26 protein-coding genes, 1 tRNA gene and 1 pseudogene are annotated in these 23,643 nt (G+C 60.4%); 18 read left to right on the top strand and 10 right to left on the bottom strand.

Features of this window, described 5'->3' with window-relative positions; all coding sequences use genetic code 11:
* Positions 1–170 precede the first annotated feature (170 nt).
* The 5 genes from truD to dnaQ all read left to right on the top strand — a co-directional run bounded on the left by truD (position 171) and on the right by dnaQ (position 4,088).
* Positions 171–1,289: a tRNA pseudouridine(13) synthase TruD gene (gene truD / locus MAIT1_RS21170; RefSeq protein ID WP_085447147.1), complete on the top strand. Its 1,119-nt coding sequence runs from the start codon at positions 171–173 to the stop codon at positions 1,287–1,289.
* Between the two features lie 72 nt (positions 1,290–1,361).
* Positions 1,362–1,724, top strand: coding sequence for a hypothetical protein (locus MAIT1_RS21165; protein ID WP_085447145.1), 363 nt, complete (start codon positions 1,362–1,364; stop codon positions 1,722–1,724).
* Between the two features lie 233 nt (positions 1,725–1,957).
* Positions 1,958–2,593 carry a YggT family protein gene (locus MAIT1_RS21160; protein WP_085447143.1) on the top strand — a complete coding sequence of 212 codons (636 nt, stop codon included), beginning with the start codon at positions 1,958–1,960 and terminating at the stop codon, positions 2,591–2,593.
* The gene (locus tag MAIT1_RS21155; RefSeq protein WP_085447141.1) at positions 2,593–2,898 is read left to right on the top strand and encodes a DUF167 domain-containing protein; all 306 of its coding nucleotides are present in this window, start codon (positions 2,593–2,595) and stop codon (positions 2,896–2,898) included. Before MAIT1_RS21160 ends, MAIT1_RS21155 begins: the two co-directional genes overlap by 1 nt.
* A 434-nt stretch (positions 2,899–3,332) precedes the next feature.
* Positions 3,333–4,088 (top strand): DNA polymerase III subunit epsilon, encoded by a 756-nt coding sequence (gene dnaQ, locus MAIT1_RS21150; protein ID WP_085447139.1) that lies wholly within the window; start codon positions 3,333–3,335, stop codon positions 4,086–4,088.
* A 413-nt stretch (positions 4,089–4,501) separates the two neighbouring features.
* Here the strand turns inward: dnaQ and MAIT1_RS21145 are convergent, their stop codons facing one another.
* Positions 4,502–5,983, bottom strand: coding sequence for a hypothetical protein (locus MAIT1_RS21145; protein WP_085447138.1), 1,482 nt, complete (start codon positions 5,981–5,983; stop codon positions 4,502–4,504).
* A gap of 238 nt (positions 5,984–6,221) precedes the next feature.
* Here MAIT1_RS21145 and thiD point away from each other — a divergent pair, with 238 nt between their 5' ends.
* A complete protein-coding gene (thiD, locus tag MAIT1_RS21140) occupies positions 6,222–7,007 on the top strand; it encodes a bifunctional hydroxymethylpyrimidine kinase/phosphomethylpyrimidine kinase (protein ID WP_198947979.1) in 786 nt (261 codons plus the stop codon).
* A 62-nt stretch (positions 7,008–7,069) separates the two neighbouring features.
* On the opposite strand, the gene MAIT1_RS21135 is transcribed toward thiD, so the two are convergent.
* Both MAIT1_RS21135 and MAIT1_RS21130 read right to left on the bottom strand, forming a co-directional pair.
* On the bottom strand, positions 7,070–7,660 hold the full coding sequence (locus tag MAIT1_RS21135; protein WP_085447136.1) for a hypothetical protein: 591 nt from the start codon (positions 7,658–7,660) through the stop codon (positions 7,070–7,072).
* A 167-nt stretch (positions 7,661–7,827) separates the two neighbouring features.
* Positions 7,828–7,904, bottom strand: a tRNA-Arg gene (locus MAIT1_RS21130).
* Positions 7,905–8,102: 198 nt separating this feature from the next.
* On the opposite strand from MAIT1_RS21130, the gene trxA reads away from it, so the two are divergent.
* The 5 genes from trxA (at position 8,103) to bioD (ending at position 10,661) form a co-directional block, all read left to right on the top strand.
* On the top strand, positions 8,103–8,429 hold the full coding sequence (gene trxA / locus MAIT1_RS21125; protein WP_085447135.1) for a thioredoxin TrxA: 327 nt from the start codon (positions 8,103–8,105) through the stop codon (positions 8,427–8,429).
* A gap of 125 nt (positions 8,430–8,554) precedes the next feature.
* Positions 8,555–9,028, top strand: a complete 474-nt coding sequence (locus tag MAIT1_RS21120; protein ID WP_085447133.1) for a methylated-DNA--[protein]-cysteine S-methyltransferase — start codon at positions 8,555–8,557, stop codon at positions 9,026–9,028.
* Position 9,029: 1 nt separating this feature from the next.
* A complete protein-coding gene (locus MAIT1_RS21115) occupies positions 9,030–9,380 on the top strand; it encodes a TfoX/Sxy family protein (RefSeq protein ID WP_085447131.1) in 351 nt (116 codons plus the stop codon).
* 79 nt (positions 9,381–9,459) lie between these two features.
* On the top strand, positions 9,460–10,008 hold the full coding sequence (locus MAIT1_RS21110; protein ID WP_085447129.1) for a hypothetical protein: 549 nt from the start codon (positions 9,460–9,462) through the stop codon (positions 10,006–10,008).
* Positions 10,009–10,034: 26 nt separating this feature from the next.
* Positions 10,035–10,661 carry a dethiobiotin synthase gene (gene bioD, locus MAIT1_RS21105; protein WP_085447244.1) on the top strand — a complete coding sequence of 209 codons (627 nt, stop codon included), beginning with the start codon at positions 10,035–10,037 and terminating at the stop codon, positions 10,659–10,661.
* On the opposite strand, the gene MAIT1_RS21100 is transcribed toward bioD, so the two are convergent.
* Entirely contained in the window at positions 10,645–11,661 is a 1,017-nt protein-coding gene (locus MAIT1_RS21100; RefSeq protein WP_085447127.1) for a M48 family metallopeptidase, read from the bottom strand. The two genes, bioD and MAIT1_RS21100, sit on opposite strands and share 17 nt — an antisense overlap.
* A 13-nt stretch (positions 11,662–11,674) precedes the next feature.
* Positions 11,675–12,765, bottom strand: a pseudogene (locus tag MAIT1_RS21095) (YjgN family protein).
* Between the two features lie 182 nt (positions 12,766–12,947).
* Here MAIT1_RS21095 and MAIT1_RS21085 point away from each other — a divergent pair.
* Positions 12,948–14,168 (top strand): caspase family protein, encoded by a 1,221-nt coding sequence (locus MAIT1_RS21085; protein ID WP_158089673.1) that lies wholly within the window; start codon positions 12,948–12,950, stop codon positions 14,166–14,168.
* 85 nt (positions 14,169–14,253) lie between these two features.
* On the top strand, positions 14,254–14,919 hold the full coding sequence (gene rpe / locus MAIT1_RS21080; RefSeq protein WP_085447121.1) for a ribulose-phosphate 3-epimerase: 666 nt from the start codon (positions 14,254–14,256) through the stop codon (positions 14,917–14,919).
* A 280-nt stretch (positions 14,920–15,199) separates the two neighbouring features.
* Here the strand turns inward: rpe and rph are convergent, their stop codons facing one another.
* The 4 genes from rph to MAIT1_RS21060 all read right to left on the bottom strand — a co-directional run bounded on the left by rph (position 15,200) and on the right by MAIT1_RS21060 (position 19,084).
* On the bottom strand, positions 15,200–15,955 hold the full coding sequence (rph, locus tag MAIT1_RS21075) for a ribonuclease PH (protein ID WP_085447119.1): 756 nt from the start codon (positions 15,953–15,955) through the stop codon (positions 15,200–15,202).
* Between the two features lie 256 nt (positions 15,956–16,211).
* Positions 16,212–17,714, bottom strand: a complete 1,503-nt coding sequence (gene dsrK / locus MAIT1_RS21070) for a sulfate reduction electron transfer complex DsrMKJOP subunit DsrK (protein WP_085447117.1) — start codon at positions 17,712–17,714, stop codon at positions 16,212–16,214.
* Positions 17,715–17,755: 41 nt separating this feature from the next.
* Positions 17,756–18,460: a respiratory nitrate reductase subunit gamma gene (locus MAIT1_RS21065; protein WP_241893524.1), complete on the bottom strand. Its 705-nt coding sequence runs from the start codon at positions 18,458–18,460 to the stop codon at positions 17,756–17,758.
* 288 nt (positions 18,461–18,748) lie between these two features.
* On the bottom strand, positions 18,749–19,084 hold the full coding sequence (locus MAIT1_RS21060; protein ID WP_085447115.1) for a TusE/DsrC/DsvC family sulfur relay protein: 336 nt from the start codon (positions 19,082–19,084) through the stop codon (positions 18,749–18,751).
* Positions 19,085–19,501: 417 nt separating this feature from the next.
* Here MAIT1_RS21060 and MAIT1_RS21055 point away from each other — a divergent pair, with 417 nt between their 5' ends.
* From MAIT1_RS21055 to MAIT1_RS21035, 5 genes are all read left to right on the top strand, one after another.
* A complete protein-coding gene (locus MAIT1_RS21055; RefSeq protein WP_085447113.1) occupies positions 19,502–19,810 on the top strand; it encodes a (2Fe-2S) ferredoxin domain-containing protein in 309 nt (102 codons plus the stop codon).
* Positions 19,811–20,343: 533 nt separating this feature from the next.
* Positions 20,344–20,742 (top strand): hypothetical protein, encoded by a 399-nt coding sequence (locus MAIT1_RS21050; protein WP_085447111.1) that lies wholly within the window; start codon positions 20,344–20,346, stop codon positions 20,740–20,742.
* Positions 20,739–21,365 (top strand): glutathione S-transferase family protein, encoded by a 627-nt coding sequence (locus tag MAIT1_RS21045; RefSeq protein WP_085447109.1) that lies wholly within the window; start codon positions 20,739–20,741, stop codon positions 21,363–21,365. The genes MAIT1_RS21050 and MAIT1_RS21045 overlap by 4 nt, the downstream gene beginning before the upstream one ends.
* Positions 21,362–21,874, top strand: a complete 513-nt coding sequence (locus MAIT1_RS21040) for a hypothetical protein (RefSeq protein ID WP_085447107.1) — start codon at positions 21,362–21,364, stop codon at positions 21,872–21,874. Before MAIT1_RS21045 ends, MAIT1_RS21040 begins: the two co-directional genes overlap by 4 nt.
* 358 nt (positions 21,875–22,232) lie before the next feature.
* Positions 22,233–22,463 (top strand): hypothetical protein, encoded by a 231-nt coding sequence (locus tag MAIT1_RS21035; protein ID WP_085447104.1) that lies wholly within the window; start codon positions 22,233–22,235, stop codon positions 22,461–22,463.
* An 18-nt stretch (positions 22,464–22,481) separates the two neighbouring features.
* Here MAIT1_RS21035 and MAIT1_RS21030 read toward each other — a convergent pair whose 3' ends face one another.
* Entirely contained in the window at positions 22,482–23,609 is a 1,128-nt protein-coding gene (locus MAIT1_RS21030; RefSeq protein ID WP_085447102.1) for a hypothetical protein, read from the bottom strand.
* Positions 23,610–23,643 lie beyond the last annotated feature (34 nt).

Here is a 23,643-nt window from a genome sequence, read left to right as displayed (position 1 = left end):
GCTCCAATACGTGGATGGGCTTTCATGCGGCAATCCGCTACAGAAATCACAAGAAGTGGCCTCACGTTGAGAAACGTGAAATTTTCCTGTGCGATTTTCTGCGGGGGAATCAATACTTGAGAGCATCCATATGAGCGGACTTTTTGCAACCTACTTGATCCTGCGTAGAAATGTCAAACGAAAATCGACAACCCACGGCGCCGCTTGAAAACCCGGCGGTTGCGCCCATTTTGGTTCCTCTGGCCGGACCCGCCGCCACGCTGGGCGGCATCGGCGGCTCCCTGAAACGGGAGTTGGAGGATTTTCAAGTCTTTGAGGTGCGCCCTCTGCGCGACGAGCCCGCTGGCGAGCACTGTGTGGTGACGCTGGAGAAGCGCGATCGCACCACGGATCAGGCGGCGCACGCCCTGGCGCGGGCGAGCGGCGTCAATCGCGGCGCCATCGGTTATGCCGGGCTCAAGGATCGCGAGGGGATCACCGTGCAGGCCTTCTCCATCCATGCGCCGCGCGGCCTGCCGGAGGATTGGACGGCGGGTTTGGAGAGCAATCTGCGGGTGCTGGATCAGGTTTGGCGGTCGCGAAAAATCAAGCCGGGACAGCTCACCGGCAACCGTTTTGTGATTCGACTACGCGACTGCGGGGATGCGCAAACGTCCGACGAGACGCTGCGCGAGCGGGTGCAGAGCATCGCCCAGTGGGTGAGTCAATATGGCTTCCCCAACGCCTTTGGCCAGCAGCGTTTTGGCCGCGGCGGCGGCAATTTGGAGAGTGGTCTGCAACTGCTGGCGGCGGGGCCGCGCGGGCGTCTGCCCCAGCGCATCAGCCGTCATCAGAAGGGGTTGATGCTCTCCTCGGTGCGCTCGGAGCTGTTCAATCGCACCCTGGCCCAACGGATTGAAGCGGGGGCCTATACCCAGTTGCTGGAAGGGGATATCGCGCAGTTGGCGGGCAGGAGCGCGTGTTTCCCGGTGGCGGATCTGGCCGCCGAGCAGGCGCGCTTTGCGGCGGGGGAGATCAACGCCACCGGGCCGCTGTTTGGCGAGAAAATGCTTACCCCCCACGGCCAGCCCGGCGCGTGGGAGGCCGAGGCGTTGGCGAGCCTGGGTGGCGAGGCGTTGATGGCGCAGTTGGTCGCCATGCGCATGGAGGGGCAGCGCCGCGCGCTGCGGGTGGTTCCCAAGGATCTGTGCATCGACTGGGAGGGGCGCGACGCGCTGTTCACCTTTGAATTGCCCAAAGGCGCTTATGCGACCACACTGTTACGGGAATTCATGGGAGAACTGGCTTGATGTGGGCGAGTGCGTCAAAATTAACGCACTGTCCGTCGCACTGGTTCTTTGACTGCACAATCCGAGGCGCCGATGTCTGAAGAGGTCTCCCTGCCGGGTTTAACCGTTGAACTGTTCGCCATCGCCATGGAGGCGCGACGGGAGAACCAACGTTTGCGCGATCAACTGAGTCAGCGTGAGGCGGAGTTGGTCGCCACCCGGCGCGCCCTGGCGGAAGTGCGCGAAAAGCAGACCCCCTTGCCCGACAAAGCCGAGTTGACCGAGTTGTGGGTGGAGGAGTGGCGCGAACAGATTCAACCGGATCTGGAGCGCCGCTGCGAACAGGCCGCCATGCGATTGGTGGCGCAGCGCATCGTGCGCGCGTTGGAGGGCAAAGAGGATCCCCATTGCGCCCACCTATTGGCCGCGCTCAAGCGGCTGGCCAACGTGAGATAAACTCGCAAAGCCCCGCCATTGCTGGCGCGCAGGGCGGTCATTGCGTTATGCTGTTGCGCTTTGAGTCGGCTGAAACCGCCCGGATAACACGCACTATTGCGTTATACTGTTACGCTTTGAGCAGGCTGAAACCGCCTGGATAACACGCACTATTGCGTTATACTGTTGCGCTTTGAGCGGGCTGAAACCGCCTGGATAACACTCACTTTTTCGTTCCCAAAGGAGCGCCGTTTATGGGCATCATGCAGTCGATTGGCGTGCTGCTGACCTTCGTGTTGCAGATCTACTTCTGGATGATTTTGATCCGCGTGCTGATGTCGTGGATCAATCCCGACCCGTATAACCCCATCGTGCAGTTTCTGGTGCGCGCCACCGACCCGGTGCTGGAGCCGTGCCGCCGCATTCTGCCCCCCATCGGCGGCCTGGATCTGTCGCCCATGTTGGCGCTGTTCGCGGTGTCGATGCTCTCCAATGTGATTCGCGGGCTCTTCTCCGGCGGCGACGTGGGCGGCACGATGTTCGCGCTGGGTCTGCAGCTGTTGGGATTTGTGCACATCGCCCTGACCCTCTACATGCTGCTGCTGTTGGCGCGCGGCGGGGTCAACATCTATCTGTGGATGCGCTATCGCCAAGGGCGGGCGTCGATGCTGGATCTGCGTCAGCCGCTCAACCGTTTCCTGTTCCAGGCCACCGAGCCGGTGACGCGGCGTCTGCGCGGGTTCACCCCCACGGTGTTTGGACTGGATATCACCCCCATCGTGGCGGCGCTGCTCACCGTGCTGTTGTTGACCCTGCTCGAGGGGCTGATGAACGGCGGCGCCGCCGTGGCCATGGGCAGTGGCGGCGGCATGGGCCACATGAGCTATTGATGGGGTCTGACGGCGCACAATGGAGCGATGACGGGGCGCTGATTCTGACGGTGCGCGCACAGCCGCGCGCCTCCAAGGAGCGGGTGATGGGCTGGCATGGCCAGCAGATTAAAATCGCCCTCAACGCGCCGCCGGTGGATGGCGCGGCCAATCAGGCGCTGTGTCACTTCCTGGCCAAGCAGTTGGGCGTCTCCAAAGGCGCCGCAGCGGTGATCAGCGGTGAAAAATCCCGTGAAAAGCGGGTGCGCATCGACGGCGTCAGCACAGCGGACTGGGAGACGTTTGTACAGCGTTGGGGCTTGTGAGTCTGCGAAAAATGGGGGGAGAGGAAAGATGCTGGGGCTTCGCCCCAGACCCCGACCAGGGCGCCGCCCTGGACCCTTGTGAGTTGCTCCGGGCTTCGCTTTCGCTAGGTTCTAAACATCAAACTCAGCACCTTCGATGCCGTTATGTTTCAAAAACAAATATAGTCACTAGCATTCAAAAGTGAACAGATGGGCGCCGGAAGATATCGAGGGCTTCGCCCTCGAGCTCCCCAACACCCAAACCGTGGGCGTTGCCCACACCCGCTGGGGGCGCAGCCCCCAGACCCCGCCGCCGACCAGTCGGCGGCCAATAGTCAGCGCAAGCTCGACCGATATCACGCAAACACTTAAGCACTCTGACTTTGTGTCATTCCGGCTTCAAAAGGTTATATGAAGTTTGGACTAAACTCAACGTTATGTCGTGACGGTATAAAATGGCGGAATCAGAAGAAAAACAACCACAACGACTCATCGTGCTGGATACCGAGACCACCGGCTTCGATCCCCGCGAAGGGCATCGCATCGTCGAGATCGGCTGTGTGGAGTTGGTCAATCTGCGCAAGGGCGAAGAGCGTCAGTGGTACATCAATCCCGACCGCGCCATCCCCGAGGAGTCCACCAAAGTCCATGGCATCACCGACGAGATGGTGGCCGGGTGTCCCAAATTCGCCGAGATCGCGCGGGACTTCCTCAAGTTCATCGGCGACGACCAGTTGGTGATCCACAACGCGGCGTTCGACATGAACTTCCTCAACGCCGAGTTGGGCAAGCTCAAGCCCAAGAAGAAGCCGTTGCCCATGGATCGCGCCATCGACACCATTCCGCTGGCGCGGCGCAAGGTGGGCGGGGCCGGTTCAGTGAGTCTGGACGCGCTGTGTAAACGCTTTGGCGTGGACAACTCCGCGCGGGAGTTCCACGGCGCGCTGCTGGACGCCCATTTGTTGGCGGAAGTCTATATTGAGCTGACCGGCGGCAACCAATTCGCGCTGGATCTGGCCGCCAGCGACGCCGCGCGCGCCCAGGCTGCGGAGTCCGCCCAAGCCAGCGCCATCGCCCCGGCATCGGGGCAGACGGCGCGGCCTGCGCGCCAATGGGCGCTCAGCGCCGAGACCGTGGCCGCCCATGACGCCTATCTGGATTTTCTTGATGGTGAGGCGGGTCACGCCATCTGGCGCGCGCCAGACGCGTAATGAAAGCGATGTGTCCGGCCAATAAAACGCCTTAGTTGAGACGCCCAAAGTTCAAGCTATAGCGAGTCAAAACCAGAACTGCACAGAACGGCCAATGTTTGCGTGATATAGATTGAACTTGCGCTGACTATTGGCCGCCGACTGGTCGGCGGCGGGGTCTGGGGGCCGCGCCCCCAGCGGGTGTGGGCGCTGCACACACCCGCTTAAGGGTCACAGACCCTATGACGATTTGGCAGGATTGCCAAATCGGACTCGTGCAGCGAGCCCGCAGGGTGAGGGCCATGGATGGCCCGAATCAATCCCGACAAATTTCCATTGGAAATTTGTCCCATAGTCAGCACAGGCTGAATCAACGTCATGCAAACATTGAGCGCTTTGGATTTGTGTCATTCTGGATTCAAGCGGCTATATCTCTACTTCGCCGCCAATTCGGCCCAGGCTGCGGCCACGTCAGCGGAGTCAGGGGCGATGGAGCCCGCCAGTTGCAAGAACTCCTGCGCCTGGTTCTGCTGGCCTTTGGCGGCGGATTTACGCGCCAACGCCAGATAGCTGGAGACAATCCGCGTTAACCCCGCCTGCGCCTGATCATTGCCGGGGCTGAGGAACAGCACGCGCCGATAGCGGGTGAGGGCGTTATTGCCTTCCGGCTTGGTCAAACGCATAGCCTGCACGTCCTCATCGGCCTGCTGCAACAGCTTGGCGATCTCCGCTTTGCGCGCCTGCCGCAGATCCGGCGTCATGGCCGCCGTAGGGGGCGGGGTCAACGGCGCAATCTCGGTGGGCTCTTCCGGCGCCATAGGCTCCAGCTTGGCGAGGTGATCATCGTTGTCAGCGGTTTTGGCAATCTCCGGGGCGGTGGGCTGAGCGTTCTGCGCCGCGTGTTGCGGCTCTTTATCGGCCATGCTCGGCTGCGTGTTGTCGGTAGTCCACAGATAGGCCACCACCACGCCGATAATCCCCACTGCGGTGACCACAGCGGCCAACACAAGGCGCAACCGACGATTCATGGCGTCGCGGTCCATATGCGCCATGGCGGAATCCAGATCCGGCGGCAAATTGCGATGCGGGTCCAGGGAAAAGGAGGGTTGATCCAACTCCTGGGTGCGAATAACCGGCGGTTTAACACTGGGCGCAGGAGCCGGTTCCGGCGCGATCACCGGCGGCGGCGCAGGACGTTCTGGCTGCGAATCCGGCACAGTCTGCATGGCGTCGTCAGCAGTTTCAGACGCTTCGTCAGCCGATTCAGAAGGCGCAGAGGCTTGGGTGTCGGTTTCAACGGCGGGCGTCTCGGCGGCTTGAGCCGGGGGCGCGGCTTCAGGCTGAGTCGTCGGTGCTTGGTTCTCCGCAGGAGCTTCAGCGGTTGCGCGCGGTTCCGTCGCGTCCTGCTCAACAGCCTGAGGTTGCTCCTCTAAGGGAGTGGGTTCAGCAGGCGTGGGTTCTGGTGTGACGGACTCAGGTTGACTGATCGATTCGGCAGCAGGCTCCGTCGCAGGGGCGGGAGCGGGGGGATTTTCCACCGCTTCCAACAGAGCCGCCAGCGCCTCGGCGCGGGTGTTCAGGCCTCGCGCCTCCTGCCAGGCGCCCAAACGGGCGTGCAGGTCGCCAGGCAGAGCCAGCGTCACACTGTTGGCGGAGTCGGCGTAGCGACGTTGGCGGATCGCCGCCGCCAGCCGCGAACGGTCGGCCTTGTCCACATTGTCATCGACCCACTGCTCTAATACCTCGACATCAGATCCGGGCTGTTCAACGCCTTCGTCCATTGGCGCATTGAGACGCCGAAACGCCGCCTTGGCGCGTTGCGTGGCGGTGAGGCGATCGTCCCGCAGCTTCTTGTCCAGATAACGATGTACGCGGGCGTAATTTTCCGGGGTGACCAACTGCTTTTTGCGCGCCATGATGCCAACTTTCCGACGATATTGCGCCGCCTGAGCGGCTTGAAAATCAATCCGGCATAGGATACGCAAAAATAACGCCAGGAAAAGGCCTCATCAGGCTATCTGGAATCAAAGTCGGTGGAATTGTCGCCGTTACGCCCTGACGTTAATAACAGATGCGACGCCCCCTATTGCGGGCAGGAAAGAGAAAATGGCCAATCACAACAGGCAGTCCGCGCAGATAAAGCATCCCCCGTGCGTGTTGAGCGTGGCAGGCTCGGACCCCACCGCCGGCGCGGGGCTGCAGGCGGATCTCAAAAGTATCCATGCATTGGGCGGATACGCGGCCACAGCAGTAACGGCGGTGACGGTGCAGAACACCCATGGCGTGACCCAGGTGGCGCCTCTGGCGGGCGAGCTGGTGGCGGCGCAGATGCGCGCGGTATTGGCGGATCTGCCTGTGCAGGCGATCAAGTTAGGCATGTTGGGCGATGGCGCCGTCACCAACGCAGTGGCTGACGTGCTAAACGATTACGCGGATATCCCACTGGTGGCGGATACGGTGATGCGCGGCGGCGGCGGCGTGAACGGCGACGCCCTGCTGGCCGATGCGGCGGTGAGTCTGTTCAAACAGCGCATCGCCCCGCGTGCGGCGCTGATCACGCCCAATATCCCAGAGACCGAACGCTTAATCGGCCAGTCGCCGCGCAATGAGGCGCAGATGGCGGGGGCGGCGCGCGCGTTATGCGAACAGTTGGGATGCGGCGCGGCGTTGATCACCGGCGGCCATCTGCCGGGGGAGATGGTGATGGATCTGCTCTATCATGCGGGCCAGGTGCGGGTGTTTCATGCGCCGCGTCTGCCGGACGCCCACGGATTCCATGGCACTGGGTGCGCGTTGGCGTCGGCGTGCGCGGTGGGGCTGGCGCGGGGCGAGGCGATGGAGGAAGCGGTCTCCCACGCCATCGGCTTTGTGCGGGAGGCGATTGTCCACGCTTACAATCTGGGCGGCGGGCAGTGGCTGCTCAACCACAAAGCAGGGTGAACCACGGAACCATACTGCCGTTACACTGTAACGTTATATAAACTATAAATAACGAATTTTCATCACCATTCCAGAACAATGCCGTATTGATTTAGTTCCTGCGGCGTCGGTGGCGCGGTCAACAGGCGCCCATTCATATCCAACAAGGTTTCACGAAACGCTTCCGCCACATTGGCGGAGCCGGGTAATTGTTCAGTGGGTTGATACACCGTCACGGTGAGCCCCTTGCTGGCCAGGGCGGCGGCGGCGCGCAGAGCCTGCTTGTTGCGCTCTTTGGGCGTGGGGCGCGGGATCACAATCGCCACCTGATCCGACGCCTGCCGCATGGCGCTCTCATCGGGCCAATGCAGCGCGGGCAGGGAGAGGGTCAATTGACTCTCGACAATCATACCGGAGAGGTCATACAGACTCCCCGGTTCGGTCTCCTCGGTGGGGGTGGGCGCCTTGAAGTGCTGATGACTGAAGGAGCAGACGATGCGATCCCGTTGTCTGGGGATGACAGTCAGCTCCTCAGTGGCCAGACACGCGCCGCTGTGCACGAAGAAGAGATTGAACTCCCACGGCGCGGGCAGACGGGCGGCGACCTGTTCCAGCAGCGTGGGGGAAAACTCCTGACGGGTGATAATGAGTGTGGCGATGGACGGGTTGGACATGACGTCCCTGCATCAATTTGGAGGAGAAGCGCGCAGCGCCATCCATTTGCGCCGCATGTACTCACTGACAGGCGGTTATACATAAAGTTCTGGTGTGCAACGGCGAGGTTTGAAGCCCCCGAACGAAAAAACGCCGCCCATAGGGGCGGCGTTTGAACGATTCAGAATGGTGCGCGGTACAGGATTCGAACCTGTGACCTTTGGCTTCGGAGGCCAACACTCTATCCAGCTGAGCTAACCGCGCTTAAGGGCTAGGAAACCTAGTCATATCCGAATCAAGCAGCTTATTCCACAGCAACAGGCTTTGTCAAAGAGGAATCCCCAATGTGCGCGGCCTTCTTGACAAAGTGCGGCATAGGGCATTAGGCTGGCCCATTGTGTTGAACCGAATCGCCGCCAGTCCCCCCTGCGGGCTGTTATTTTTCAAGGAGAGATCACGACCATGAGTGACAATGTCATCAAAACCACCGACAGCGCCTTTGAAGACGACGTACTGAAATCCGAGCTGCCGGTTCTGGTGGACTTCTGGGCCGAATGGTGTGGTCCCTGCAAACAGGTTGCCCCTTTCCTCGACGCCTTGGCCGAAGAGAAAGCCGCCAGCCTGAAAGTGGTGAAGCTGAACATCGACGAGAACCCCAACGTTCCCGGTCGCTATGGCGTGCGCGGCATCCCCACTCTGATGCTGTTCAAGGATGGCCAGATCCAAGCCTCCAAGATTGGCGCGATGCCCAAATCCAAGCTGTATGAGTGGGTGGACAGCTCGCTGTAAGCGGTCCGCTTGAGCAATTTAAAAAGCCGCCTTGGGCAACTGGGGCGGCTTTTTTTATGCGGTATTCCGAGCCAATTGGGCGCATTGTCAAAGCGGAAATTGTGTGCAAGGGAAAGGATTGACAGATGGCTGTGGAATCGCACGAGACTCCAATCGGGGCCCTCTGGCTGCGTGTTGAGCAGGGCGCGCTGGCGCAATTGAGCTGGACGCGGCCTGATGGGCCGAAAATGGAGCCCAGTGTGGAGGACGTCCCGGCATTGGCGCAGACGCGCAGCTGGTTGGACGCCTACTTTGGCGGACGGTTTGAACCGTTTCCGATCCTCCTACAGCCTGCCGGGGGCGCGTTCTATCAGCGTGTCTGGCAGGCGCTATTGGCCATTGAGCCGGGCCAAACCCGCACCTATGGCGAAGTGGCGCAAGCGCTGGGCAGCGGCGCGCGGGCAGTGGGCAACGCGGTGGCCGCCAACCCGATTCCGGTGATCATTCCGTGCCATCGGGTGGTGGGCAAGAGCGGATTGGGCGGCTACAGCGGCGACGGCGGGCTGACCACCAAGACGCAACTGCTGCGCCTGGAGGGGGCGCTACCTGGGGAGGCGTAACATGCCATATGATCCAGAGCTGGCGGAGCGATTGGCGGCGATTGTGGATGATCTGCCGGGGATGCGCCCCATACAGATGTTCGGTGGGGTGGGGTTTTTGCTCAATGGCAACATGTGCGTAGGGGTGTGGCGCGAGTGGCTGATTCTGCGCGTGGGCGCGGAGCAGGCGGAGCGCTGCCTGCAGCAGCCGGACATGCGGCCCATGGACATCACCGGGCGGGTGATGACTGGATGGGTGATGGCGGGCCCACAAGCGTGCGCGGAGAATACGCGTTTGCTGGAGTACGTACGCTTGGCGCTGGACTTTACCGGTGCGCTCCCGCCAAAAATGGGCAAAACTCAGCGCAAATAATTTCCGCAGTGGCAAGATTCCGCTACACTTCTGGCTCGGTTGATCCCTTCCTGATTCGCGCCATGCGAGGGCGTTATCCATGTTGAACAAATCTGTGCAATTTCGCTTGTCGGCGCCGGTGGCCGCGCTGTTGATGCTGGGCGGCTGTTTTGACTCTGGCGAGAAGAACGAAGCGGGGGTGTGGGACCCTGTGCAGGAGCGGGTGGTGTATGGCGATGAAGCCAAGGAGGTCAAGCTGGACTCCGCTCAGGAGGCGGCCGCCAGCGACAATGACGACATCTGGGACGCCTTCAGCCGCAAGCTGGAAGCGGGCAAGCAGGCGATGGGGGTGGTCGGCGAGGTGATGGAGCAGAATCCCGAAGCGCTGAATGTGTTACGTGGTGACGTCAGTTCTGCGGATTATCAGAAGCTGGACAAGGACTTCCTTAAGCAGAAGGCGGAGCAGTTGAAGGGGATCGCCAGCGATGCGGGGATCGATTCCAACTACCAGCCGTCGGATACTGAGAGAGCGTTACTGCGTGGCGCTGGCGGCGCGCTGGGAGTGAGCGAATCGCGCATGAATGCGTTAGAGCAGAAGGCCAATGATAACCGGGAGCGCGTGCAGCAGGAGTGGGAGCGTTCGCGGTGACGTTGTTGGTGGAGGCGCTGCCGCCGCTGCAGCGTGGGGTGTTTGTCACGGGCACGGATACGGGGATTGGCAAGAGCGTGGTGAGCGCGTGGTTGGCGCGACGCTATGGGGCGGATTACTGGAAGCCGGTGCAGTCGGGTTTGGCGGGTGAGACCGATTCCCAATTGGTGGCGCGGTTGGCGGAGTTGGCTCCCGAGCGGGTGCATCCTGAACGTTACAGACTGCGGGAACCGCTCTCGCCCCACGCCGCTGCCGAGCGTGATGGGGTAACGCTTGACTTGGGCGATTTTCATTTGCCGGAGACTTCACAACCCCTTGTTGTGGAAGGGGCTGGTGGGGCGTTGGTTCCGCTCAATGGGGCGGAGTTGATGGTGGATTTGATGGTCCACTTGGGCTTGCCGGTGATGGTGGCGGCGCGCAATCGGCTGGGGGTGATCAACCAGGTTTTGATGACGCTGGAGGTTCTGCGCAGTCGGGATTTGAGTGTGCTTGGGGTGATTCTGACGGGGGAGGAGAATCGCGTCAATGAGGAGGCGATTGAGCAGCATGGGCGCACGGCGATTCTGGCGAGGATTCCGTGGATGGAGCCATTAACGCCGCAGGCGCTGCTGGCCGCCAGCATGCACTTTGACTCGACTACAGAGCCTTATTAAACCGCGCAATACGCTCCGGCGTCGGCGGGTGCGACGACAGATACGCTGGCGGCGACGCCTGATCCTCCGACAATCGCGTCAGAATGTCCGTATAGCGCTGCGGATCAATCCCCTGCTGACGTAAATAAATTAGCGCCGCATCATCCGCCTCACGCTCAAAATCCCGGCTGTGACGCATATCCAGCAACACCGCAGGCACGCCGGTGCTCAAATCCGCAATGCGCGTCAAATCCCCCGTCGCCATGGCGATGCTCACCGCCACAATCGAACCCTGCAGAACCCGCCGCAACGTATGACGATGGCGCACATGACCCGCCTCATGGGCCATCACCGCAATGAACTCTTCGTCGTGATGCAGCATCTGGATGAGGTCGTCGGTGACCAAAATTGTCCCGGAAGCAAGCGCCAAGGCGTTGGCCCCCAAATCCTTGCTGTGGCGAAACTGCAAAGTCAGCGGCGTGGCGTCAGGCGAAAGCGCGCCCTGAATCTTGGCGAACAGCTTCCGATAGTGGGCTTTGTCCGCCTCATCAAGCTGGCTGGGCGTGACCAAGTGAGCTTGATCCAACGCTTTCAACGCCTGCTGACCAAACACTCTGTCCCAAGAGGGCGGGATGGAGCCCGCCACCTGCCGCGCCGCCTCGGGCAATACGTAAATCGCGCCAAACCACGTCAGCCCCGTACACATTAGCAATGTGACGGCAATCCAACGCCAGCGACTCTCCAACAGATGCAGCAGGCGCCCACCGCGTTGATCCCTCTGTGCCGCCAACCACGCATCAATGGCGTCATTGTCGCGGGTTTCGAAGGTTGCGCCATCCGGCAGTGTGAAACGGCGCGGAATCGAGCCAATGCGATCGCTCACCTGCCACTGCTCCGCGCCAATACAGCGCATTGCGCTATCTTGGGGCGTGAGGATCAAATCTCCACTCTCGCCCAGCAGCGCCGAGCAAGGTTGACTGAGCAGTTGGTCGGCATGGTGCAGAATCCCCTCGATTTTCATGAATGCATCCTGCTCAGAAGCCCAAGTCCACGTCCAGGATGTCGCCGACCTCCTCGCCGATCGAAGCGACCTGACGCGCCTGTTCGCTCACAGTCGCCTCCAAGGCGCCGCTGGCCAGCAGAGTCAGGCAGGCGGCGCGATAACGCGCCATGCGGATCTGCCCCCACGGCGCCAGCAGTCCCAAGCTGATCAACGAAACAAACAGGTTGCTGATGGTGATCCAAGCCATACGCCAGGGTTTCAGACGGCTGGCAAAGGCGTGGGGGCCCAGCGTCAGATTGTTCCACACCACGTTGAGAATCGCCGAGTGGATCATCGCCGCAAGCGCCAGACTCACGGTGACCGAGAGGGCTGCGGAGATCAATCGCCCATAGACCGAAGCAGGTCCGGGATTCGCCATCATCTCCGGCAAATCAAACCCGACGAAAAGGGCGCCGCCGATCACAACCGCGCTCACCAGAATGAAGGAGAGCAGCCCCAGCAGCACGCCGTAAAAGAGATAGACGCCATAAAATGAGCGGTGCTTGGCGTGATATCCCGCCTTCAGGGAGGCGTAGCGCATTTCGCCAAACATCAAGGCGTTGCGCTTGTTCCGCCACAGCGGATAGAGCGCCCCCAGGGTGAAAACAACCAGCAATCCCCAGAACAGATACAGTTCATAGGCTTGTCCCGCCTTACCGGCAAAACCGAAGTGCAAACCCCGATAGAGACTGTAGCGGGCCTGAAACCGACGCGACTGCACCATGGCCCACGGCATGATCAGGGAGAGCAAAGCAGCGAGCCCGAAGCTGATAAGGATGCCGTTCACGCCCATTGCGCCGCTGTTGAGAAACATCATGGGCCCCACCAACGTCATAATCAGCAGGCGCCCAATGAGAATGCGCACCGGATTGGCCACATAGTCGAAGGCATGGCCGCCAAGCCGGTGTTGCCATAGAAGTAGCGCAGTCGCCGCACCTTGGCCCACGGCGAATAGATCCCCAAGGTGAGGATATTCAGGGCCCAGTTGACGATCCAAATTTTGAAGTATTCGCCCGCCCGTCCAGTAAATTGCAGCGGAAATTCCACTGCGCCAGGCTGGCTTTGCGCGCCCGTTTCCGCCATCGGTTCGACAGTTCGCATGGTTTTTATCTCAAACAATGGATAGGTGAAAAAATGACCAAAGTGTACCCGGTTTTGTCTCTCCCGGGTAGATCTCAATGCGTCAGTTGAAAACAGCCTTCTCCACGTGTCATCTGAAAGCATTGCAGTGCGTCCGGCTATTGGACGCCACATGGCAAAAGCGTATGGTGAAGCCAAACGCCGCTTACCATACGCTCCTCTTCGTCACAGGCTCCCCCATGCGTCTGTCTGTTCTCATCGCCAGTGTGCTGGCTCTCTTTCTGACGCCCCTTACAGCGCAGGCGCGCGGTCTGACGCTGGCCGAGAGTGGCGCGCCCGCCAATGCTGTGCGCGGCGTGGCGCTGGTGATCGGCAACAGCGACTATGCCAATGCGCCACTGCGCAACCCCGCCAACGACGCCGACGCCATGGCCGCCGCGCTGCGGGAGTTGGGGTTTACGGTGATGCACGCCAACAATCTGGAGCGCGCCGGCATGCGGCGGGCGATCCGCCGTTTTGGCGACGCCATCGCCAGCAGCGACGGGGTGGGACTGTTCTACTATGCGGGCCACGGCATGCAGTCCAATGGCCGCAACTATCTGATTCCCATTGGCGCCGACATCGCCCGCGAGGATGAACTCCCCGATGAGGCGGTGGCCGCCGACCTGCCGTTGCGTAAAATGGCCAGCGCTCATAACGGCCTCAACATCGTCATTCTCGACGCCTGCCGCAATAACCCCTTTGCCCGCAGCTTCCGCTCCGGCAATAGCGGACTGGCGCGTATGGACGCCCCCACCGGGACCCTCATCGCCTACGCCACCAGCCCCGGCAGCGTGGCCGCCGATGGGCAGGGCCGCAATAGCCCCTATACGCGCCATCTGCTCACGCAGATGCGTATTCCAGGGCAACCTATAGAGCAGACCTTTAAAAACGTCAGAATCGGCGTTTTGGCGGAAACAACGGGTAAACAGACGCCCTGGGAGTCCTCCTCCCTGGTGGGTTCGTTCGCCTTTACCCCCGGCGATGGCGCGCCTGTGGTTACGGCGCCCGCCCCGTGGGCCAATCCAGACGCTACTCCGAACGCCGCGTCCGCTCCGGCCAACCCCTTTGTTGGCGTCTGGCGCATGTCCGACCAGTGGGACACAGGGGTGATCAGCATCAGCGGCGACGCCAAACAGGTCACCGCCATCTCCTTCAAGGGCGACAAGGCGGACTGGAACGCGCACAACATCACGCAAACCACGCCCGATGTGATCACATTCGAATTTAAACACATCCGGGCGCCGCTGTTCTGGATAGGCGGCACGGCGACCTATACGCGACTGGCCAGTGGGGCCATTCAAGTCAAATGGGTCTCCGGGCTAACCAGCGGCGAATATGTGATGACGCGTGAGAAGAGCCCATGATTCGGTTGAAAATTGCGCCCACTTCCCCTAGAACTGAGCCCCTTCATCCCCTTCATCCCCTTCAACCCACTGTGGAACCCAATCCATGATCAAAATCGCCCCCTCCATTCTCTCCGCCGACTTCGCCCGCCTGGGCGAAGAGATCCGCGCCGTGGAGGCCGCTGGCGCCGACTACATCCATGTGGATGTGATGGATGGCCACTTCGTGCCCAACCTCACCATCGGCCCGCCGGTGGTCAAATCCCTCAAACCGGTGGCCACAAAGCCGCTGGACGTGCACCTGATGATCGAACCGGTGGATCCCTATATCCCCGAATTCGCCGCCGCCGGGTCGGACATCATCACCGTTCACGCCGAGGCCACCAAGCATCTGGACCGCACCCTCAACCTGATCCGCGAAAACGGCAAGAAAGCGGGGCTGTCGTTCAACCCCGCCACCCCGTTGAACTGCCTGGAGCATGTGATTCACTTGGTGGATCTGGTGCTGATTATGAGCGTCAACCCCGGCTTTGGCGGTCAGAGCTTCATTCCGGCTTCGTTGGAGAAGATCCGCACCGTGCGCAAAATGATCACCGCTTCCGGGCGCGATATCGAGTTGCAGGTGGATGGCGGCGTCAAGCCCGACAATATCGGCCCCATCGCGGCGGCGGGCGCCGACGTCTTCGTGGCGGGCTCGGCGGTGTTCTCCCAACCTGACTATGCAACCGTCATCGCCGCGCTCAAATCCGAAGCGCAAAAAGCGCTGGGTTGAGGCAGGTAGGGTCTTATGACGCGCTTAATGATGAAAGAGTAAAGAGACTGGGGCTTTGCCCCAGACCCCACCAGGGCGCCGCCCTGGACCCGGCAGGGCGCTGCCCTGCACCCGCTTAAGGGTCACAGACCCTTAAGAATCCCGCCAAATTGCCTTTGGCAATTTGTCCCCTTACAGAGCGCTCGCTTTACCTCTTTCCCGCACACACTTCTGCATCGGAGTGGTGCGGGCATAAAAAAACCGCCATCAGGCGGTTTTTTTATTCTGCTTTGCTGCGGCTTTAGACCAGTCCCAGCGCGCTCTTTTGCGCCGCAATCAAGGTCTGGATGCCCTGCTCGGCCAAATCCGCCATGGCGTTGAACTCCGCGCGGCTGAACGGCTTCTCCTCCGCCGTGCCCTGAATCTCCACAAACTGCCCGGAGCCGGTCATCACAAAGTTCATGTCCGTCTCACAAGCGGAATCCTCCGCATAATCCAGATCCAGCACCGTCTCGCCATTCACAATGCCGCAACTCACCGCCGCCAGCGAATCCATCAACGGATTGTCGCGCAGCGCGCCGCTGTTGAGCAGCTTGTGAATCGCTTCAGACAGCGCCACATAGGCGCCGGTGATGGAGGCGGTGCGGGTGCCGCCGTCGGCCTGCAACACGTCGCAATCCAACCAGATGGTGCGTTTGCCCAACGTGTTGAGATTGACCACCGAGCGGATGGAGCGGCCAATCAGACGTTGGATCTCCAACGTGCGCCCGCCCTGTTTGCCGCGCGCCGCCTCGCGCCCGCTGCGGCTGTGGGTGGAGCGGGGCAGCATGCCGTATTCGGCGGTGACCCAACCCTGGTCGGAGCCGCGCATCCAGCGGGGTTGCGACTCCTCCACGGAGGCGGTGCAGAGCACGCGGGTATCGCCGAATTCGATGAGGCAGGAGCCTTCGGCGTTCTTGCTGTAGGAGGGCAGAATGGAAATCGCCCGGAGCTGGTCCGGGCGACGGCCGTCATGACGTGTCTGACTGCTCAAGGGGCGGTCCTCGTCGATATGCATTGGTATTGGAAAAGGTTAATTGTATGCGCCAAGCATCAGATAAAGCACGGAGCAAAAACTAACCGAGGTCCAGGAGGGCGTCCCTCCTGGCGGGTCACGGGCAGAGCCCGTGCGGGTCCAGGGCAGCGCCCTGGCGGGTTGAGGGCGGCGCCCTCATGGGGTCTGGGGCGAAGCCCCAGTCTCTTGCATCATCCCCAAAAAACAAAACTGGGGCAACGAGGCCCCAGTTTCTTACATCCTATCCAAGCAGTCTGAATCAGACGATGCCCTTCTTGGCGCCCAACTGGATGGCGTTGCTGACCAACTGGTGCACGCCGCCCACGGTGTCCATGGGGATGCCGTAGTAGGGCAGAACCTTGGTGAACTGCGCTTTACAGATGGCGCAGATCAGGGCCAGGAAGTTGACATTGTCGTTCTCCATCACCTGCTTCAGAGCGGTCACGCGGGGCAGCGCGCCCTGAATGCGCAGGTCCATCAATTCGTCGGTCAACAGACCGCCGCCGCCGCCGCAGCAGAAGGTCTTTTCGTGGATGGTGTCGGGGTCCATGTCCACGTATTTATTGGCCGAGGCCTTGATCAACTCCCGCGGGATGTGGAACTGACCGCCGGGGGTCGGTCCCATGCGCGAGGCGCGCGCCACGTTGCAGGAGTCGTGGAAGGTGATGGTGTAGTCGTCGTTAGCCGACTTGTCCAACGTCAACGCGCCGCGCTTGTAGAGATCGTAGGTGAACTCACAGATATGCTGCGGCACGGGGTAATTGGGGTCCAGATAGTCAAACGGACCGTTCAGCGTATTCCAGAAGCTGTAGGCCACGCGCCAGGCATGGCCGCACTCGCCGACGATGATGCGTTTGACGCCCAATTCGCGAGCTTGATCGGAGATGCGCTTGGCGATCTTCTGCATCTGATCGAAGCTGCCCATGAACATGCCGAAGTTGGCCGCTTCCGAGGCGATGGAGCTGATGGTGTAGGGGATGCCCGCCTGGTGGAACACCTTGGCGTAACCCATCAACGAATCGACGTGGGGCGCGGAGAAGAAGTCCGCCGAGGGCGGAATCAACAGCACTTCGGCGCCAGCCTGGTCCAGCGGCAGCTTCACTTCGTGACCGGTGGTCTCGAGGATATCCTCCTCCATGAACTGGAGGGTGCCTTCCAACGCCGGTTTGGGGATGCCCAGGTTGTTGCCGATGTCGTGCACTTTGGCGACGATTTCGGTGCTGTACTTGTGGCCCACGCCGATGGCGTCCATCAGTTCGCGCGCGGCCATGGTCACTTCGGCGGTGTCGATGCCGTAGGGGCAGAACACCGAGCAGCGCCGACACTGGGAGCACTGGTGGAAATAGGTGAACCACTTCTCCAGCATCTCTTCGTCGAAATCGGCGGCCTTCACCAGATCCGGGGCGATCTTGCCGGGGATGGTGAAGTTGCGGCGATAGACCTGACGCATCAGCTCGGCGCGTTGCACCGGCATGTTGTTGGCGTCTTTGGTGCCCAGGTAGTAGTGGCACTTGTCGGTGCAGGCGCCGCACTTGACGCAGATGTCCATGTAGACTTTGAGCGAGCGGTACTTGCTGAGCAAGTCGCCGAACTTCTCCACGCCCGCTTCCTGCCAGTTGGGCAGGCGCTCGCCGGGGAAGTTCAGGGGCTCCATGTGCTTCTCTTTAGCCGGGATCGGCTTCAAGTGACTCATGGTCCCCGGGGTCACCGGCGGGGTCACGATATCGTTGCCAACCTCGGGCACAAAGGTATCGTCAGCCATCTTCAAGTCTCCTCATTCCATTGACGCCAGGAGGCTGGCGATCAGCTCTTCGCCCACGGATTGACGTGGCGCTCTTCGCGGGGGGTGTCGGTCTGGTTGCGGGTGGGGCTGAAGAAGATGCCGCCCGCATGCATCAGTTTGCTGAAGGGGAAGATCAGCATCAGGACCAACACGCCGATGAAGTGCATGATGAACACCGGGTCGCCGGGGATGTCAAAGATGCCGCCAAAGCGGGTCCAGGTGACCATGGCGTCTTTGATGCCAACGATATCGGGACGCGCGAAGAACTGCATGGTCAGGCCCGACAGGCCGATGGCCATGAGCAGGACCAGCATCAGGTAGTCGGCTTTGGAGGAGATGTGGCGGTAGCGGTCCACCACCAGACGGCGCACGAACAGCATGCCCAGCGCGCCCACCATCACAAAGCCAGCCAGCACGCCGAGAATCTGCAACGGACCGAAGAATTGGGGCAGATCGAAGAAGTAGCGCAGATGACGAATGGTCACCACCGCCAGGGCCACGTGGAAGGCGTAGCCGAACAGCCAGGTCCATTTATTGGATTTGAACAGGCTGTTAAAGAAGGCCACCTCAGTGAACAACCGCCACGCAACGCCCTGTTTGGTCAGGGGGGCCGGCGTGGTGGGGATCTTCAGCGGCGCCGGCGTGCGGTTGTAGACATAGATGCGGTAGGCGAAACCGACGATAAAGATGATCAGGGCCGCATAGGCCAGGAGCGACAGCAGCATCGCGCAACTCCCCGATGGATCAGAATTCGAATCAATGCATGCGCCAAGGGTGATTCGCCAGCGACGGAATTACGCGCTTAAACGGATGTTTAAGGGCCGCGCAGTGGCCATCCTTGGAGCCCGCTGGGGCGAAAGAAAACCGGCTTTCACGGTGAAGCGCCCGCACTGCGATAGCCATCGCGCGGCAGGGTTCAGGCAAAAGCCGGTCTTCCGTAGCTTCCTGCAAACCAAAGCCCGCGCGCAGCGTCTGCTCCGCAAGGGAGCGAGGCGCTGCGCGCGCAGGCGCGATCAGACGCAGCCGGTGGGCTTGGGCAGACCAGCGATTTTACAGGCTTGCTTGGCGGGACCGCCGGGGTACAGGTCGTACAGGTACTTGGTGTTGCCCTTTTCCTTACCCAGCTTCTTGCCGATAGCCTTGGTGAGGATGCGGATCATGGGGGCGATTTTGTACTCGTCGTAGTACTCACGCAGGAAGTTCACCACTTCCCAGTGAGACTCGGTCATGTCGATGCCCTCTTCTTTGGCCAGGTGACCAGCCACGTCCTCATTCCAGGCGCCCAGGTCGACCAGGTATCCATCTTCGTCGGTCTCGTAAGTGGCGCCATTCAGTTCAAAACTCGGCATGTTCGCTTCTCCTCATCGTGACGTTAAAACCACAACCGGCTCCCGAACCCGAACCGGATTCAGGCCGTGTCGGGGATCATGGGATTATGAATTGTATTCATCCTGGCGTCCAGATACAAAGACCTGAAACCCCACTGGCGCCGGGGTGTGTGCATGGCGTTTTCGCCATTTCCAAACCATATCTTCATTAGCATATCATTATTTCCTAACACACGGCAAGCCTTCGTGTTGGGGGGAATTCACATCATTGATATAAAATTCCCCTGAAGGGCCCATTATCTCCCCATTTTCCCGGGAAATTTATATCGACATGTTGACTGTCAATCCAATGCGCAGCACAATCACCCGGTTTGCATGTCACCTGATCGCCTGACCGCGACGCAATCGCGGCTCGCAATTTTTTGGAGGATACGTCCCATGAAGCCGAAGCATCATGTGTTTGTGTGTATGAACCGTCGTCCCGAAGGCCACCCCCGCGGCTCCTGCCAGAGCGTGGGCGCCGAAGAGACCTTCAACGCCTTCTTTGGCGAGTTGGAGAAGCGCGGCATGTTTGAAGAGGTGTTCGTCACCGGCACCTTCTGCATGGGTCCCTGCGACAAGGGCCCCACCGTGGTGGTCTATCCCGAAGGCGTGTGGTACGGCCAGGTCAAGCCCGGCGACGTCACCGAAATCTTCGACAAACACCTGGTCGGCGGCGAGCTGGTTGAGCGTCTGAAGATCATGTAATGATCGCGCCTTCCGGCGCGTATTACAGATTGGAAAAAAGGCGGTCTTGCGCATAGCGTAAGGCCGCTTTTTTGTGAATATATTCAAATTAGTCATTGGCGATTTTGAAAATGTAAGATATCGAGGGCTTCGCCCTCGAGCTCCCAACAACCAAACCGTGATTCGGGCCATCCATGGCCCTCACCCTTCGGGCTCGCTACGCGAGTCCGAATTGGCAATCCTGCCAAATCGTGGGGCGCCGCCCTGGATTGCACACCTTTGGCCGCTGGGGGCGCGGCCCCCAGACCCTGCCGCCGACCAGTCGGCGGCCAATAGTCAGCGCAAGTTTAAACTCCGTCACGCAAACATGAGCCGTTCTGTGCAGTTTTGGTTTTGATTCGCTATAAAATCCAACAAATTACAGGTTTGTCGCTTTCGCGACATCGGCAAAATGTATATTTATATAATAAATTCAACGATATAACTATTGGTTTGAATATTGCTGCAATTCCAGTGAGATAAACAGACGCCTCGCGTCATATTGGAGTCGCCGCATGCCCTATCCCAATCCCGCCCACTCGCCCCTGACGCCTGAACAGGCCGCACAGTGGCTGACGACGCATCCCTTTTCTCCCCAAGAGTGGGACTGCGTGGTCGCCGCCGTGCTCAAAGTGCTGGATGGCAAATGCAAGATGTCCCCAGCGGGCGGCGCGTTGATGGCGGTGATGTGGGAGACGGCGCAGGCCACCGGCCAACAGAGCGACTTGATCGCCCGCTTCGGCGCGCTCATCACCCAGGCGCAGGATGAAATCGACGCCATGCTGCAAATCGCCATCCATCAAGCGCGCCAGGACGCCGAGGCGCACATCCCAAAAGCGGTGATGAAGGGCTTTAAAGGGCGTCTCAAACAGGCCGGGCTGCTGGCGGGCGGCGCTGAGGAGCAGGCGGCATGATGACCTTCTATATGACCCCTGGCTCCTGCTCCACCGGCATCCATGTGCTGCTGGAGGAGCTGGAGCTGGTGTTCTCCGCCCACGTGCTCAATCTGCCCGCCGGCGAGCATCGCCAAGCGGACTATCTGGCCATCAACCCCAAGGGGACCATCCCCACGCTGGTGTTGGACGATGGCCGTGCGCTCACCGATTTCGCCTCCATCGCCTGGCATCTGGCGACCAGCCATCCCCGCGCCAAACTGCTGCCGCAGGATCCGGTGGCGCAAGCCGAATCCATCGGCCTGATCAATCACATCGTGGGGGAGATCCACGGCCAGGGCTTTGCGCGAGTGTTCACCACCGACCGCTTTGCGCTGCGGACTGAAGATCATGAGGCGATTATCGCCCAGGGCCGCCAGCGCGCATTGGAGGGGTTGGAGATCGTCGCCCAGCGACTGCAATCCACCCCTGGGCCGTGGTTCTATGACCACTTCACCGTCGCCGATTGCGCGCTGTTCTACGTAACTTTCTGGGCGCGTCATCTGGAGATGCCCATGCCGCAGGCGTGCCGGGAGCATCTGGACGCCATGCTTCAGCGCCCTACGGCGCGACAGGTTCTCATGGAAGAGGGGTACCGCATATGACCATTCACAATAGCCAATCCGACGCGCTCCACGGCGTAGTGGACAGCTTCTTCTCCCCCCATGCCCCCGCCGATGTGGTGGCGGCGTTGCAGCAGGCCCGCGACACTGACGACTCCAGCCAGCGTGAGGCGCAGTTTCAGGTGATTCTGAAGCGTTGGCCCAGCTGTCTGGATGGGCATATTGTCTGGATCAAATTCCTGTTCGGGCAGAATCGTCTACGCGAGGCCGAAGCGGCGGCGTGGACGGCGTTGCGTGAGGCGTCGCGGCAGGGCGGTTTTCCGCGCAACTATCGCGTGCTCACCAAGGAGCAGGCGCCGTGGCTGGCGGAGGGCTCCTCGGCGCGTCTCTATCTCTTCTGTCTCAAAGCATTGGGCGTGGTGCGTCTGCGTCGCGGGCGGCTGACGCAATCCCATACGGCGTTAAGCAAACTGCTGGAGCTGGATCGCCACGATGAGATTGGCGGCGGCAGCTTCCTGGAGATTGTGGAGAATATGTTAGAGGCGGATTAATCTGAAATAGCCATGCGAAACCAAAACGGCACAATACGGCCAATGTTTGCGTGATGTAGGTGGAGCTTGCGCTAACTATTGGCCGCCGACTGGTCGGCGGCGGGGTGATTCGGGCCATCCATGGCCCTCACCCTTCGGGCTCGCTGCGCGAGTCCGATTCGGCAATCCTGCCGAATCGTCTGGGGGCCGCGCCCCCAGCGGCCACAGGCGAAGCCGTATCTAATAGATTGAGCGGAGCCCACGGTTTGGTTGTTGATCTTGGGAGCTCGAGGGCGTAGCCCTCGATATCTTTCATGACCAATACCCAAACTGTCCGATTCTGATTTCAACTAACAATAGAACCACAAGGATCACCGCAATGACCATCGTTGAATTTGACCACGAGATCGAGCCCGATCGCGAATGGATCGCCTACGATCTGGATAGCTTTCCTGAAGATTTCGATGAGGAGTATGAAGGCGAGCCTGAGCAAGACGACATGCTGCTGGAAGCCCTGCTGGAGAGCGGCGCGCCACAGTGGATTCGCGGCGGCTGGGATCGGTGCGATCTGGTCAACGGACAGTGGATTCTCGAACGCAATCTCAAGTAAGCGCGCCCAGCGACGGGATCACCCCAACACTCGCCACTCGATGCACTCAATACCTTCATTGCGCTTATAGGCCACCGGGTAGTTGATACACGCGCTTACTTCGGGCTTAAGCGGAATCAACGCCTCTTCAGAGATGCGAATCCACTTTTCACGCGGCGCCCACTCTTTGAGACCGCCATCAGGGTTGGGCGTGGCCGCTTCGGTGTGCTGATAACGCACCCGCAACACCGCCACCGGCGGACCGTTGGGGGAGACCAGATAGTCGTTACGGATGTTCAATCCGTGCTCCTTGCCCCACCCCTTGAGCAATTTGCACTCCTCATCCTCCAACGCCAGCAGGATGTACTGCTCAATCTCCACATCCTGCTTTTCGGCATTGCAGGAGAGCACGGTAAAGCGCCGGTCCTGCTGCGAGGTGGAGAAGATATCCGCGCACTGTCCGCCAAAGGTGAGCAGTTGCGCCGCCAAGGCGCTGGCCGAACGGCGTCCGGCGGCGTTGTGGTAGTAGTTGAAATACTCAAAGAATTTGCGTTCGAACTGGTCTACGAACGACTCGCCCTGCTCATACAGACTGCGCTCCACATAGCCCAGATGCAGCGCCATGGCGCGCAAAGCCATATCGGTCAAACGCTCGATCTTAACGTGGAAGTGGGTCAAATAGTGCTCTGGATCCTCTTCGTCGCGCTGCACCAGCAGGGCGAAATCCAGCGGAATCAACATGCGCACCAGAGCCGGAAAGTCGGGATGATCGGCCTTTTTGGAAGCGGGATCAAAAGCTTCCAGATTGGGCAGATCCGGCGCCACGGCGGCGATGTTCTTTTTGATCACCCGGTTGCCTTCCCGGCAACGGAAGTGCTTGCGCAGGGATTTGGGCAGATGGTTGGCCAGCAGCACCACCAGGGCGTGATTGTGCAGCTCATGCTCTTTGGTGGGCACTACCGAACCTGGGCGCAGAGTGGCGCGGGGCACAAAGGGGTATTCGACGCGATTTTTGCGGAATTTCTGGTAGGAGCTGAGCAGACTGTAATCGATCAATTCACGAATAATGGTCTGTCGCGTGGCCCGATACGACTCCGCAGTACTTTGAGCGAATGCTTCATCATGCGCTTCGGTTTCGTCGGCGGGCTCTTCCACATCTGGCGACATAATCTTTGCAAATCCTTGAAAATGGCGTGAGCTG

Origin of the sequence: Magnetofaba australis IT-1 (genome assembly GCF_002109495.1) — a bacterium.
GTDB lineage: Bacteria > Pseudomonadota > Magnetococcia > Magnetococcales > Magnetococcaceae > Magnetofaba > Magnetofaba australis.
Note: the sequence above shows the minus strand (reverse complement) of the source record. Positions and strands in the feature narration are given on the sequence as shown.

What these genes read in the sequence shown, in the direction of transcription:
- truD (WP_085447147.1), top strand. Translation starts at nt 171, where the DNA reads ATGTCAAACGAAAATCGACAACCCACGGCGCCGCTTGAAAACCCGGCG.
- MAIT1_RS21165 (WP_085447145.1), top strand. Translation starts at nt 1,362, where the DNA reads ATGTCTGAAGAGGTCTCCCTGCCGGGTTTAACCGTTGAACTGTTCGCC.
- MAIT1_RS21160 (WP_085447143.1), top strand. Translation starts at nt 1,958, where the DNA reads ATGGGCATCATGCAGTCGATTGGCGTGCTGCTGACCTTCGTGTTGCAG.
- MAIT1_RS21155 (WP_085447141.1), top strand. Translation starts at nt 2,593, where the DNA reads ATGGGGTCTGACGGCGCACAATGGAGCGATGACGGGGCGCTGATTCTG.
- dnaQ (WP_085447139.1), top strand. Translation starts at nt 3,333, where the DNA reads ATGGCGGAATCAGAAGAAAAACAACCACAACGACTCATCGTGCTGGAT.
- MAIT1_RS21145 (WP_085447138.1), bottom strand. Translation starts at nt 5,983, where the DNA reads ATGGCGCGCAAAAAGCAGTTGGTCACCCCGGAAAATTACGCCCGCGTA.
- MAIT1_RS21135 (WP_085447136.1), bottom strand. Translation starts at nt 7,660, where the DNA reads ATGTCCAACCCGTCCATCGCCACACTCATTATCACCCGTCAGGAGTTT.
- trxA (WP_085447135.1), top strand. Translation starts at nt 8,103, where the DNA reads ATGAGTGACAATGTCATCAAAACCACCGACAGCGCCTTTGAAGACGAC.
- MAIT1_RS21120 (WP_085447133.1), top strand. Translation starts at nt 8,555, where the DNA reads ATGGCTGTGGAATCGCACGAGACTCCAATCGGGGCCCTCTGGCTGCGT.
- MAIT1_RS21115 (WP_085447131.1), top strand. Translation starts at nt 9,030, where the DNA reads ATGCCATATGATCCAGAGCTGGCGGAGCGATTGGCGGCGATTGTGGAT.
- MAIT1_RS21110 (WP_085447129.1), top strand. Translation starts at nt 9,460, where the DNA reads ATGTTGAACAAATCTGTGCAATTTCGCTTGTCGGCGCCGGTGGCCGCG.
- MAIT1_RS21100 (WP_085447127.1), bottom strand. Translation starts at nt 11,661, where the DNA reads ATGAAAATCGAGGGGATTCTGCACCATGCCGACCAACTGCTCAGTCAA.
- MAIT1_RS21085 (WP_158089673.1), top strand. Translation starts at nt 12,948, where the DNA reads ATGGTGAAGCCAAACGCCGCTTACCATACGCTCCTCTTCGTCACAGGC.
- rpe (WP_085447121.1), top strand. Translation starts at nt 14,254, where the DNA reads ATGATCAAAATCGCCCCCTCCATTCTCTCCGCCGACTTCGCCCGCCTG.
- rph (WP_085447119.1), bottom strand. Translation starts at nt 15,955, where the DNA reads ATGCATATCGACGAGGACCGCCCCTTGAGCAGTCAGACACGTCATGAC.
- dsrK (WP_085447117.1), bottom strand. Translation starts at nt 17,714, where the DNA reads ATGGCTGACGATACCTTTGTGCCCGAGGTTGGCAACGATATCGTGACC.
- MAIT1_RS21065 (WP_241893524.1), bottom strand. Translation starts at nt 18,460, where the DNA reads ATGCTGCTGTCGCTCCTGGCCTATGCGGCCCTGATCATCTTTATCGTC.
- MAIT1_RS21060 (WP_085447115.1), bottom strand. Translation starts at nt 19,084, where the DNA reads ATGCCGAGTTTTGAACTGAATGGCGCCACTTACGAGACCGACGAAGAT.
- MAIT1_RS21055 (WP_085447113.1), top strand. Translation starts at nt 19,502, where the DNA reads ATGAAGCCGAAGCATCATGTGTTTGTGTGTATGAACCGTCGTCCCGAA.
- MAIT1_RS21050 (WP_085447111.1), top strand. Translation starts at nt 20,344, where the DNA reads ATGCCCTATCCCAATCCCGCCCACTCGCCCCTGACGCCTGAACAGGCC.
- MAIT1_RS21045 (WP_085447109.1), top strand. Translation starts at nt 20,739, where the DNA reads ATGATGACCTTCTATATGACCCCTGGCTCCTGCTCCACCGGCATCCAT.
- MAIT1_RS21040 (WP_085447107.1), top strand. Translation starts at nt 21,362, where the DNA reads ATGACCATTCACAATAGCCAATCCGACGCGCTCCACGGCGTAGTGGAC.
- MAIT1_RS21035 (WP_085447104.1), top strand. Translation starts at nt 22,233, where the DNA reads ATGACCATCGTTGAATTTGACCACGAGATCGAGCCCGATCGCGAATGG.
- MAIT1_RS21030 (WP_085447102.1), bottom strand. Translation starts at nt 23,609, where the DNA reads ATGTCGCCAGATGTGGAAGAGCCCGCCGACGAAACCGAAGCGCATGAT.